Annotated in this window: 13 protein-coding genes and 1 pseudogene; 7 read left to right on the top strand and 7 right to left on the bottom strand. The window is 59.3% G+C overall.

What is annotated here, in order from left to right; all coding sequences use genetic code 11:
- From QZX93_RS10250 to QZX93_RS10230, 5 genes are all read right to left on the bottom strand, one after another.
- Positions 1-254, bottom strand: a 254-nt coding sequence (locus QZX93_RS10250) for a helix-turn-helix domain-containing protein (protein WP_295393167.1), incomplete at its 3' end; no start/stop codon positions are given.
- Positions 251-562, bottom strand: a complete 312-nt coding sequence (locus QZX93_RS10245; RefSeq protein ID WP_295393166.1) for a DNA-binding protein — start codon at positions 560-562, stop codon at positions 251-253. The genes QZX93_RS10250 and QZX93_RS10245, both read right to left, overlap by 4 nt.
- Before the next feature lie 280 nt (positions 563-842).
- On the bottom strand, positions 843-1235 hold the full coding sequence (locus QZX93_RS10240; RefSeq protein ID WP_295393165.1) for a type II toxin-antitoxin system death-on-curing family toxin: 393 nt from the start codon (positions 1233-1235) through the stop codon (positions 843-845).
- A complete protein-coding gene (locus QZX93_RS10235) occupies positions 1232-1456 on the bottom strand; it encodes an AbrB/MazE/SpoVT family DNA-binding domain-containing protein (RefSeq protein WP_295393164.1) in 225 nt (74 codons plus the stop codon). The genes QZX93_RS10240 and QZX93_RS10235 overlap by 4 nt, the downstream gene beginning before the upstream one ends.
- A 213-nt stretch (positions 1457-1669) precedes the next feature.
- Positions 1670-2647, bottom strand: a complete 978-nt coding sequence (locus tag QZX93_RS10230) for a hypothetical protein (protein WP_295386890.1) — start codon at positions 2645-2647, stop codon at positions 1670-1672.
- 282 nt (positions 2648-2929) lie between these two features.
- On the opposite strand from QZX93_RS10230, the gene QZX93_RS10225 reads away from it, so the two are divergent.
- From QZX93_RS10225 to QZX93_RS10200, 5 genes and pseudogenes are all read left to right on the top strand, one after another.
- Positions 2930-3568, top strand: coding sequence for a hypothetical protein (locus QZX93_RS10225; protein WP_295385066.1), 639 nt, complete (start codon positions 2930-2932; stop codon positions 3566-3568).
- Complete coding sequence (locus QZX93_RS10220) at positions 3543-4406, top strand: AAA family ATPase (protein ID WP_295385068.1); 864 nt, start codon at positions 3543-3545, stop codon at positions 4404-4406. Before QZX93_RS10225 ends, QZX93_RS10220 begins: the two co-directional genes overlap by 26 nt.
- Positions 4407-4423: 17 nt before the next feature.
- A pseudogene (locus QZX93_RS27335) lies at positions 4424-5974 on the top strand (hypothetical protein).
- A 50-nt stretch (positions 5975-6024) separates the two neighbouring features.
- On the top strand, positions 6025-6465 hold the full coding sequence (locus tag QZX93_RS10205) for a hypothetical protein (protein ID WP_295385069.1): 441 nt from the start codon (positions 6025-6027) through the stop codon (positions 6463-6465).
- Positions 6462-6674, top strand: a complete 213-nt coding sequence (locus tag QZX93_RS10200) for a hypothetical protein (protein ID WP_295385071.1) — start codon at positions 6462-6464, stop codon at positions 6672-6674. The genes QZX93_RS10205 and QZX93_RS10200 overlap by 4 nt, the downstream gene beginning before the upstream one ends.
- A gap of 815 nt (positions 6675-7489) precedes the next feature.
- Here QZX93_RS10200 and QZX93_RS10195 read toward each other — a convergent pair.
- Entirely contained in the window at positions 7490-7891 is a 402-nt protein-coding gene (locus QZX93_RS10195; protein WP_295385072.1) for a type II toxin-antitoxin system MqsA family antitoxin, read from the bottom strand.
- 2 nt (positions 7892-7893) lie between these two features.
- On the bottom strand, positions 7894-8190 hold the full coding sequence (locus QZX93_RS10190; protein WP_295385073.1) for a type II toxin-antitoxin system MqsR family toxin: 297 nt from the start codon (positions 8188-8190) through the stop codon (positions 7894-7896).
- 878 nt (positions 8191-9068) lie between these two features.
- On the opposite strand from QZX93_RS10190, the gene QZX93_RS10185 reads away from it, so the two are divergent.
- Complete coding sequence (locus QZX93_RS10185; protein WP_295385075.1) at positions 9069-9311, top strand: DUF2281 domain-containing protein; 243 nt, start codon at positions 9069-9071, stop codon at positions 9309-9311.
- The gene (locus tag QZX93_RS10180; RefSeq protein WP_295385076.1) at positions 9311-9580 is read left to right on the top strand and encodes a type II toxin-antitoxin system VapC family toxin; all 270 of its coding nucleotides are present in this window, start codon (positions 9311-9313) and stop codon (positions 9578-9580) included. The genes QZX93_RS10185 and QZX93_RS10180 overlap by 1 nt, the downstream gene beginning before the upstream one ends.
- Positions 9581-9702 lie beyond the last annotated feature (122 nt).

Genomic DNA, 9702 nt, shown 5'->3' with positions numbered 1-9702 from the left:
CTGCCGGGGGGCGGAAAGCGCCCCTGCTCCCAGTCGCGCACGGTGCCGACCGGGGTTTGCAGCAGCCGGGCAAAGGCCGGTTGGGACAGGCCCAAGGCGGTACGGGCCGCGCGCAGGGCGAGCTGCTCCCGGGTGTAGGTGAGCCCCCGCTCATCGGCGGCCATCTCCGCGAGCGATTCGCGCAGCCCGGGAATGGCCTCGCCGGCATCCGCTTCGATCGCCTGTGCGACCTGCTCCAGTGGGATCTTGCTCATGTGTCGCGCTCCGGAATGTCGGCGGGGCCGATGTTCGACTGGTCGGACTTACGGTAGATCGCCAGCAGATAGACCAGGCCCGCGGCCGAACGGTTGAAGTAGATCACGCGGACCCCGCCGCGCTTACCCATGCCCGACAGTGACCAGCGCACCTTGCGCGCGCCGTCTGCCCCGGGGATCACATCTCCTGCCAGCGGGTGACAAGCAATCCAGGTGATGAAGTCCAGCCGCTCGGCTTCGCTCCATATCTGATCGGCCTGCTTGGCTTGGCAAACGTTGGCGTTTCGATGACCGTATGCATGGGGCACAAGATACGGGATTCCCGCACGGCCATCAAGCCGCCGCGGGCCGGGGTAGGGCGCGTGGCCCGACCCGCCGAGTGGGTGACACAGTGGGCTGACTCGATACCCCCAACCCGCTTGACGGCAGAGGATATCGTGGTACGTCCCCTATTTCCCAAGAAATCGTTGTCCGTCCCCGTTTTCCGTATTGTCCGTCCCCGTTTTCCGTACGTGTTGTGTAAAGGCAAAGTTGATGTCAGTGCTCCCCACTATTGCCTTGTTCCGGCCAGCCGCGCCCCGTGCTTCGTCAGGCACTATGAACCGATGAATCGTTGAGCCATTTAGCCAGTGCTATTTCGGAGAGCTCGCTGGCGGCCAGCCCTTCAATCACCACGACCGTCTCCGGCTCAGGCGCGTCAAGGCTGAATCCGTTCATTTCCAGAAAGATCGCCGCAACCGCAAGGGCCGTGCGCTTATTGCCGTCAACGAACGGATGATTCTTTGCCAGGCCATAGCCGTAGGCGGCAGCGAGTTCAAAAATAGTCGCCTGCGCTTCGTAACAGAAACGCTGCCGGGGTCTGGCCAGCGCGGAATCTAGCAGACCCTGGTCGCGAATACCGTGGCTTCCACCATGCTGCGTAATCAGCAACCGATGAACTGCAACGACCACTGCATCCAACACCCAGTGCGGCTCGGTCATTTCGCCAGCTCATGAAACGCGTTGCGGTATTTTTTCAGCACCTTGTCGGCGGCCTCCATCTGCGCTTCAAAATCCTGCTGAGATGGAGTAAGAGTAAACCCCACTGCATCTTCAATCAGATACAAAGTATCGCCATTCCCGACTTTCAATTTGTCAAGCGCCTCGGTTGGCAGCACAATACCCATCGCGCTTCCGATCGCCGTCACTTTGACTTTCAGCATAGTTGTTTCTTCACATACGTTGATACGACCAGCGAGACGGGCAGGCCGCGCTCGTGAACCCGCGAGACAGTAGACCCCGCTGGTCCTATCGCCAGTTTGGCGATCGGCGCGGGGCTGGCTTCTCGCGAGTTCGTGTTTGATCATCGACTCATCAGCATCAGGGCGCTGGATTTCCCAAGCCCCAAAGGTCCTTCCTGGAGGTCGTACGGTGGATCATGGGTATAGACTCGAACCAACCGGCCAAGTCCCGTCCCACTTTCCTAGCAGGGTCAGACTCAGAACCCGCCGCCGCTTGGCCCAGTCGGGGTGAACCACGACGGCGATCTCCCGCTCGGCGTAATTTAGCCCCAGCCGATCGCAGTGCCGATGCAGGACATCGAGTTCACCGGCGGTGAAGTCACGGCCCGCATGAACCAACAGGATCGCGCCACTACAACCCTGGGGGTCCAAGGGTCCGCAGGCGTTGGCCAACGCCGCCGGGAGGATAGACTCATGTTCCCAGCACACCGCCGTAGTCCGCGCCTCCGGCGCCTCGGAGAATAGCCAATCCGCATTGCCCCTGCCGCCGATCGTGCCCGGCAGCTCAAAGGCCAGGCCCGGCAGCAAGAACTGAACCGTCTGGGCCGCGCTGAGGGTTGCTCCGTGGGTCCATACCTCGATGACGCCATGCAGCAGTGTTCCTACCGCCGCGCGCCGGCCGCGCTGTTCCACTGGCCCACTGGCATTGAGCAACACAGCCACCCGCAGGAACACATCATCATAGGCCAGCTTCCACGCCCAGTCGCGGCACTCGGCCAAGGCTCGCGGGTCAGCGGCATCGACCAGCAGCACGGCCACTTCACAGGACTCCAGCCTCTGGGTCAGCCAATCGGTGGCGCCATGGGCACTCGCCGCCCCGGTCCGATAGAGCCCCGCGTCCAGCGGCAGCAGGGGGTTCGTCAGCGCCTGATCGACCAGCGGCTGCGCCGCCTCGCCCAGCCCAATGACCAGGGGATAAGCCTTCACTGGGAGCGAGCCCACCACATAGGGCAACGCCACCAAGGCCTCCGCCGCCAAGGCATCCGGCAACCGATCGAAGACCGGGACCAGGGGGCGGAATTCCGGTTCTACCAAGGGGTTGCCCCCGGCGATTATCCAGGGCGCACAGAGCCCTGCGGCGCCCAGCCCAGTGACAAAGGTTCGACGTTTCATGTTGGATGCTCCGACTGCTCAGTTTCAGGTCCAGCCAGGAACACGGTTGCGCGACGTTTCACGTGCGCCCGTTTGGTCAGCGGATCGGCCGTCGCGAAATGATAGTCGGCCGATGCGTCAAGGTCTGTCCGATCCATGACCGGTGCCTTGCGCGGGCCGGGGGGCGCTGCTACCCTGAGCCTCGTCGAACTCGCTAACCTTCAAGCCTAATCTTGTATTCTGAATTGGCATAGTAAACGACAAGGAATACCTTCTCCAACCTATCATTAAGGAAACTTCACTATGCGTGCGTGGGCGATTGGTATTTTCTTCGATGGAGTCGACCCTGTCTGGGCCAACTTTCGCGACCAACATATCGCCTGCCAAGGCTGGGACGCCGTTCAGCACCCGGATTTTGTCCAAAGAATGAATGTCATAGCTGTTGGCGACCTCATCGTTGCTAGGTCGACCTATCAGTTTACGTGGATGTATGTTCGGGGAGTTGGGCTTTGTAACCGCAGGGCTGAACCCAATCAGGATTTCGGTCAATGTATAGGTGTAGAATGGCTAGTGGCATCACCGGACGGCCAGTCGCTCAATACGTTCGAGTTCGGTATCAACGAATGTATCGTGGAGCTTCCATATCAAACTATAGCCGAAGTTTTAGCGTGGGTTAGACAATTCAGTCCCGATGCCTATCGGCAGATATTCGCTCAACAGGTCAGTCAGATGAAAGAGTTGCTTCTCCATGCACGTCAAATCATTCTAACGGGGCCGCCAGGAACGAGCAAGACCTACGAGGCGAAGCGGCTTTGCGCTTCTCTCTTGGACTTGTGCACTCAAGCCGCTGTGGATCGGTCGGACATGGACGCGATCCGCTTTTGGGATCTACAGGGATTACGTTGGAACATGGTTCATGTTTCATCCCACTTACAATTATGAGGACTTCGTTCGTGGCGTGCAGGTTAAAACGGTTAAGGGACAGGTCCAGTACGACACAGTTCATCGCGTATTTAGCAAAATGTGCAAATATGCGAGCGCCGATTCGAGTAACAAGTATGTGCTGATCGTCGACGAGATAAATCGCGCCAATCTCGCGGCCGTACTTGGTGAGTCGATCTATGGTCTCGAATATCGTGGGGACCCCGTCCGTACTCCCTACGAAGTTGACCGCAACTTCAATCTGGTCGTTCCCGACAACCTCTATATCATCGGCACGATGAACAAAGCCGATCGCTCTATCGGTCACATTGACTATGCGGTGCGCAGGCGTTTTGCCTTTATTACCATGGCGCCGGATGCCGGCATCATAGGACAAGAGGTTCCTGAGGCCGGAGGGTTGCGGGCATCCGCCATGTTCCTATTCGAGGCTGTCAGATGCCTTTTTCATAGTGAGCCTCGGGCGCTGGCCCAAGACTTTTTCCCAGATGATGTTCAACCAGGGCATTCATATTTCCTTGCTAATCCACGCAATGCTAACGAATTGAGCCGTCGCGATGTGCTGTTGGGGGACTTTGTTTATCAAGTGCTACCATTACTACATGAATACGTGAAAGATGGCGTCTTGAAGCACGATGCGACCTTGATGCTTGGCGATTTGCGTATCCCGTTACAGGGCTTGAACGCTGTTCGTCCCGAACAGTGGGCCGAACGCATTAGGGCCATTCTGCCTTGCTTCCAACAGCAAGCGGCGCCTGCAGCGCAGGGACAACCCGCGGCCCCCGCAGGGGGAGGGGATGAACCAAACGAGCAAGTGGACGATAACGCCGATCAAGGCTAGCCGACCGGAGACAGGCGATGGTATATCCGGTCAGTCCGCGGTCGCTGAGGGAGGCGCGGGAGTGGCGCCTCATCTTGACCCAAGACGGCGACGGTGCGATTGATTTAGCCGCGTTCGTGGGTACGTTGGGAAAGGAGCCCGCCCATCCCTGGCTTGATACCTATGACGGCGACAAAGATCGCAAGTATACGAGCGATAATCCACGCACGCTCGGCTTGCATTGGATGGATTACGGAAGGATTTCCCCTTCCCATTTCATTGGCGCGGTCAATCTCCCCCTTGGGGGTACGAACCACCGCTTGGTGGTCGGACCCCGCCGAGGATTCAAGCGTGTTGACTATGGCGCCATGTTCGCGGCGGTGCTTGCCGCGCCGGCGGACGTCACCGGCATGGAACTCCATCGGCTGTTTGGCTGTGATCCAGATCAGCCCACAATCGAAGCGAACCACCTGCCACAACTGACCTTGCTGGAGGTGACCGCCTTTCTGGCGATGACGGCCCGTTTTGTTCAACGTCACCTGCGACAAGGATTCATACGGGTTCAGGAAAATCTGGTCGGCCGCGTGCGCGGGCACATCCTCATCAGCGCCCAGGTCCGCGAGAATGTCGTTCGGGCACGGTCGGATAAGATGATCTGCGAGTTTCAGCGGTTCAATCTGGATACCCTGGAAAATCGGTTATTAAAGGCAGCCTTGGAGGTCTCGGCGCGCTATGTGTCCGGGACGCCTGGCGTTGTTCCTGAACTGCAACGCTGGGTCCATGTCATCCGCTCGGCGCTCGCGTCGGTGCCGGATTATCAGCCGCATCCAAGGGACTGGTCCCGGATTCGCAACAAGGGGCTGATGGCCGCCTATGCGACCCCGCTGGCCTTGGCGCGGCTGGTACTTACCCGTTTGCATCTCCGAACGGCGTCGATCATAATCCCGGCCAGCGGCGTGCGTAGTCAGGGCTTCCAGCCCTGACGGTGTCAGGCCAAGATGGCCTGACTACGCACTCGGCGAGCCCAAGTGGCCGGAATCTTGATCAAGGCCCTCCGAACCACGGGTAAGGCGGCAGAGACCGAGCGAACGCTACCATTCTTTCTGGACGCGAATCGCCTATTTGAGGGATGGGTCGGGGTTTGTCTGAACAAACTGAACCAGCCCGGTGTTTGGGTATCCGTTCAGGGCCAGAGCCAGAACCGGAATCGCGAGTTCCAGCTAGAAGGCCAATCACACTACTTCAGGCCCGATTTCGTCGTGAAGGTTGAGGAAGCTGATAAACCACAGCAAAAACTCGTGGTAGATGCCAAATACAAGCCAAAAGGGCCTAACACGTCGGATCTTTATCAGGTCATCGGATACGCCAGGCTCCTAGCGCAGCCGGCTGCTCAGGGTGGCGACTGCGCAACAGGGGAGTCCGGATTGACCGAGGCCTGTCTCGCCATTCCCGTAAACCCGAATCTGCCCGGGATCGACGCGAATTTGGACCAGTTCGCTACTAACTGGGGCTCCCGTGAGGAACATGGTCGTTGCTGGGTGGATGGATTTCGATTGACGGTCGTTCGAGTCCCATTACCGATGGTCTGATGACATCTAGTTTCGCCATCCCTCGAAGTCAACAACGTGCCGGGGCATGTATGCGCATTTATCTTGACTGCTGCTGTCTGCAACGCCCGCATGACGATCAAACCCAACCGCGGATCAGGGTTGAAACCGAAGCGGTATTAGCAATACTCGCTTCGGTGCAAAGCGGGGATGTCGCCTTGTTGGGTTCCGAGGCGCTCGACTATGAACTCAGCAGAATTCCCGACGCGACCAGGCGCAACGAGTCGATGGCGCTGTTGTCGCTTGCCGCCGAGCGGCTCATGATTACGGAGGACATGGAGCTGATGTCCGATCTGTTGGAGAAAGACGGGATCGCGGCAATGGATGCCGTCCATCTTGCCATAGCGTCCTGCGCCGGTGCGGATTTTTTCGTAACCTGCGATGACAAGTTGCTGCGTAAGAGTCGCGCCAGCATTCACCTTCAGTGTCAGGTAGCACCGCTCCTGGGCATCATAGCGGAGATTCTCAAATGACTGTACGCATTCAACCGATCGCTGACATCAACCTGCGGGCTAATCAGGCTCTTATCGGAGAGCTGGGGGTCGTTGATACCATCCGCTTCCTGAATCAATTCCGCGCCGGTAGCGGCGACTACACCGTTGAGCGCGAGTCCCTGTTCCGGGACATGACGGCAAAAGAGATCATTGCAGAGATCAAATCCAGGCGTAGTGGGAGCACCTGAAGGGCAAGCAGGGATATCGGCGACAGACCACGGATATCGCAACACAGATGAAAAGCGAACCGATTCTGCGCGGCAAGCATTGATGAACTGCCGCTCGCAGGAATCGGGCGACTGACCGGGCCGGGTTATAGACGATCTTCCCCCAGAGGGCCGCTGAATTGATTCGGTCCTGACAAGCCCCTGCCCGGTCGCCACTCCTGATCCTCACGGAGCCGGGCACCGAAGCACCTCGTCAACAGTCTGGGAAATAGGGGACGTACCACGATACCCTCCACCGACAATACTCCTTATGACCGCGTCCGTGAGTATGGCTTCTAGTCTGCTTCAGAGCCGAGTCCCCATGAGCCGTCGCCAACAGAATATCGGCAAAATATCGGCAAAATATCGGGGACAGACAACGGTTTCCGGCCTAATCTCACAAGAAACCGCATCTGCCCCTGGTTTCCCCGCCACGTATCGATCCAGGGGAAATAGGGGACGTACCACGATATCCTCCACCGACAGATTCCTTACGATACCGCGTCCGTAAGGCAGACTTCTCTACTCTGTTTCAAAGTTGAGTTCCCATGAGGCGTCGCCAACGCTACTTAAGCCTTGATCATAAATCCAGCCAAAACAATAAGCAAATAATTTGCTGAAAAAATGCAAGTCTTTGTCTTTTATGAGTACCGGTGCTGTGACCTAGCCCCAGGATCACCGGACTTATGATCAAGGCCCACGCCGTGGTACGGCCGACCGGATGACGGCCCGGCCAGGCGCCTACGTCACGGACGAACATCCGCGTTGATGTCATCGATACCCTGACACGCCGGCCCCTATGCCGACCGTACCTCGTTCAACAGATCGGGGTGACGGTCGAGCACCTTGAGCAGCTTCACCAAGGCCAACGACGGCTTGGTCTTGCCGGTCTCGTAGCGCGAGAACGCATTGACGCCACCGCCAAACAGTTCGGCCGCTTCGCGTTGGTCGAGGGCGAGTTTCTTGCGCACGCTGGTGATGAAACCAGGATCAACGATCGCGCCGTTCACCTGCTTCGAGAAGGCGCGCATCTCCCGCATCACGCGATCGGATTCCGCCCCAGCCAAGACGGATTCTGCGCAGGCCGGGCAGAAGTCGCCCGTTACCGCGGCAATGACCGTGGTTTCGCCCTTGTAGGTGTAGGGAAGGTCGCGCACGTCACTGATCAGTTCCGCCGCGCCGCAAACAGGACATTTCATGCTTATAGCTCCTTGAAGGACACGACCACGACGTCATCAATGACGGTTAGCTTCAGATACACATCACCGGCTGACGTGTTCGGGCGGTAGACGTCCTGCCAGATCGTGTGATCGGCGTACCTGGTCATGCTCTTGTAGAAATCCGCTGGCGTGAGCGCCATCACTACCGCCAACATGCCGGGATAGTCGAACCCCAGGGCGTTCGCGCCGACGCGTGCTGTGTGCGTGGTGCGCACCTTGCCCGCCTCGGCCAAGGCTTTGACAACGGACAGCTTGCAGTGAGGGGTTCGTTTCTCCATCACCAGATACTAACCTAGTTGGTTTTTTTAGCAAGCGGGAAATAGGGGACGTACCACAATCTCCTCCGCCGGCAACCCTCCTGACGATACTGTGTCCGCGAGGTGGACGTCTCTACTGTGTTTCCCGAATGAGTCCGCACGCGGCGTCGCCAACGCCGCTTGAGTGTACGCTGGCCAAGTTTTCAGTGTACGGGCGGGCTGTCGTGCGGACAAGCGTCCGCTGACGGTCCTGATGCTGCCGCTCGAAATGAAGGCACGGGCGACGCCTTCTGGCCGAAACCCGTCGCCAGACAGCTCCTGCGTTCTGTTGTTGGCGCATCGTCGCCGGGATCTGGACGTTGAGCCGCGCGGTGGGTTCTTCCGCGGCCAACGCGGTCAGCGGCGCCAGATCCGACGGTGTACCGCTGCCCGCGGCGGATTGGCCCGGACGAGGCTTGACCTTCAAACGCGGTTCAGACATCGAACGCCTCCTGGATTTGCTTGAGCAAGTGGTGAATTTCCCACGCGGCCGGTCCCGCGGGCTCGTCGTTGAGGATGGCGACGACGTTTGGCACGGATTTAACTCCCTGGTTGATCGAACTTTGTTTCGTGGTTTCAAGGGTTCCTCCCTTCCCTGCTTCCTGGCTTCAGGGGTATTTGGGGGTATTCGGGGCCAGACCACAAATAATCGGAGCGACTCATCTGCCTGTGTCGACAGCGCTCTTCTCGGCACCGGGTCTTGAGGGCTCTGCCCCCAGACCAAAGCGACAGTGCGAGGCAACACGGGCGGCAGAGCCGCCAAGACGACCTGCCGGGCCGAAAGCCCCGGCACGTGAACAAACCCCTATACTGCCGACATTCGACGACGCCAAAATCCCAGAGTCCGCGGAGCCCCCACCATGTCACTCGCCGAGGTCATCTACGCACACACCCTGCGCCTGCCGGAGCCGGCGGCCCGCGAGGCGCTTGCCTACATCAAGGGTTTGGAGGATCGCTACGGTGTGGCCCTCCCCGCCGTTGCGGACCCGCAGGACACCGAACGCTTTCTCGCGGCGGTCTCCGGCGGGCTCAGCGACGACTTTCCCGACGACATCGCGGACGACGACTTGGGTCTCGACGCGCCGCGCCAGGCCCTCGATTGATGCCGTACCTGCTCGACACGAACGCAGCCATTGCCTTGATGAAGGGGCACCCGCCGCTGCTGCGGCAGGTGCAGCGCGTCGGGCGCTCGCAGTTGCGGCTGTGCGCGCCGGTGGAGGGCGAACTGTGGTTTGGGGTGGCGAAGAGTTTGAAGATTGAGGACAACCGCGCACGGCTGCTGACCCTGCTTGGCTGGCTGCCGAGTCTCCCGTTCAGCGGCGAGGCGACCAGGCGGTTCGGCGAGATCCGCGCTCCCTCTGTGCCAATGTAGGTGAGACAGCACCCCCCGGTTAAATTACTGTAGGGCGGTCTGAAGGAGATCACCGATGGCAACGCATGTGAAACACGTTCTGGTCGACGCGCTGGGGGAGGAAACGCAGGGAGCCCGTAGGG

It is taken from the genome of uncultured Thiodictyon sp., assembly GCF_903946935.1.
In the GTDB taxonomy this organism is placed as follows: Bacteria; Pseudomonadota; Gammaproteobacteria; order Chromatiales; family Chromatiaceae; genus Thiodictyon.
This window is presented reverse-complemented; position numbering and strand designations above follow the sequence as displayed.

Excerpts from the sequence above, each read along its gene's own strand:
- QZX93_RS10240 (WP_295393165.1), bottom strand. The coding sequence starts at position 1,235 with ATGACCGAGCCGCACTGGGTGTTGGATGCAGTGGTCGTTGCAGTTCAT.
- QZX93_RS10235 (WP_295393164.1), bottom strand. The coding sequence starts at position 1,456 with ATGCTGAAAGTCAAAGTGACGGCGATCGGAAGCGCGATGGGTATTGTG.
- QZX93_RS10230 (WP_295386890.1), bottom strand. The coding sequence starts at position 2,647 with ATGAAACGTCGAACCTTTGTCACTGGGCTGGGCGCCGCAGGGCTCTGT.
- QZX93_RS10225 (WP_295385066.1), top strand. The coding sequence starts at position 2,930 with ATGCGTGCGTGGGCGATTGGTATTTTCTTCGATGGAGTCGACCCTGTC.
- QZX93_RS10220 (WP_295385068.1), top strand. The coding sequence starts at position 3,543 with ATGTTTCATCCCACTTACAATTATGAGGACTTCGTTCGTGGCGTGCAG.
- QZX93_RS10205 (WP_295385069.1), top strand. The coding sequence starts at position 6,025 with ATGCGCATTTATCTTGACTGCTGCTGTCTGCAACGCCCGCATGACGAT.
- QZX93_RS10200 (WP_295385071.1), top strand. The coding sequence starts at position 6,462 with ATGACTGTACGCATTCAACCGATCGCTGACATCAACCTGCGGGCTAAT.
- QZX93_RS10195 (WP_295385072.1), bottom strand. The coding sequence starts at position 7,891 with ATGAAATGTCCTGTTTGCGGCGCGGCGGAACTGATCAGTGACGTGCGC.
- QZX93_RS10190 (WP_295385073.1), bottom strand. The coding sequence starts at position 8,190 with ATGGAGAAACGAACCCCTCACTGCAAGCTGTCCGTTGTCAAAGCCTTG.
- QZX93_RS10185 (WP_295385075.1), top strand. The coding sequence starts at position 9,069 with ATGTCACTCGCCGAGGTCATCTACGCACACACCCTGCGCCTGCCGGAG.
- QZX93_RS10180 (WP_295385076.1), top strand. The coding sequence starts at position 9,311 with ATGCCGTACCTGCTCGACACGAACGCAGCCATTGCCTTGATGAAGGGG.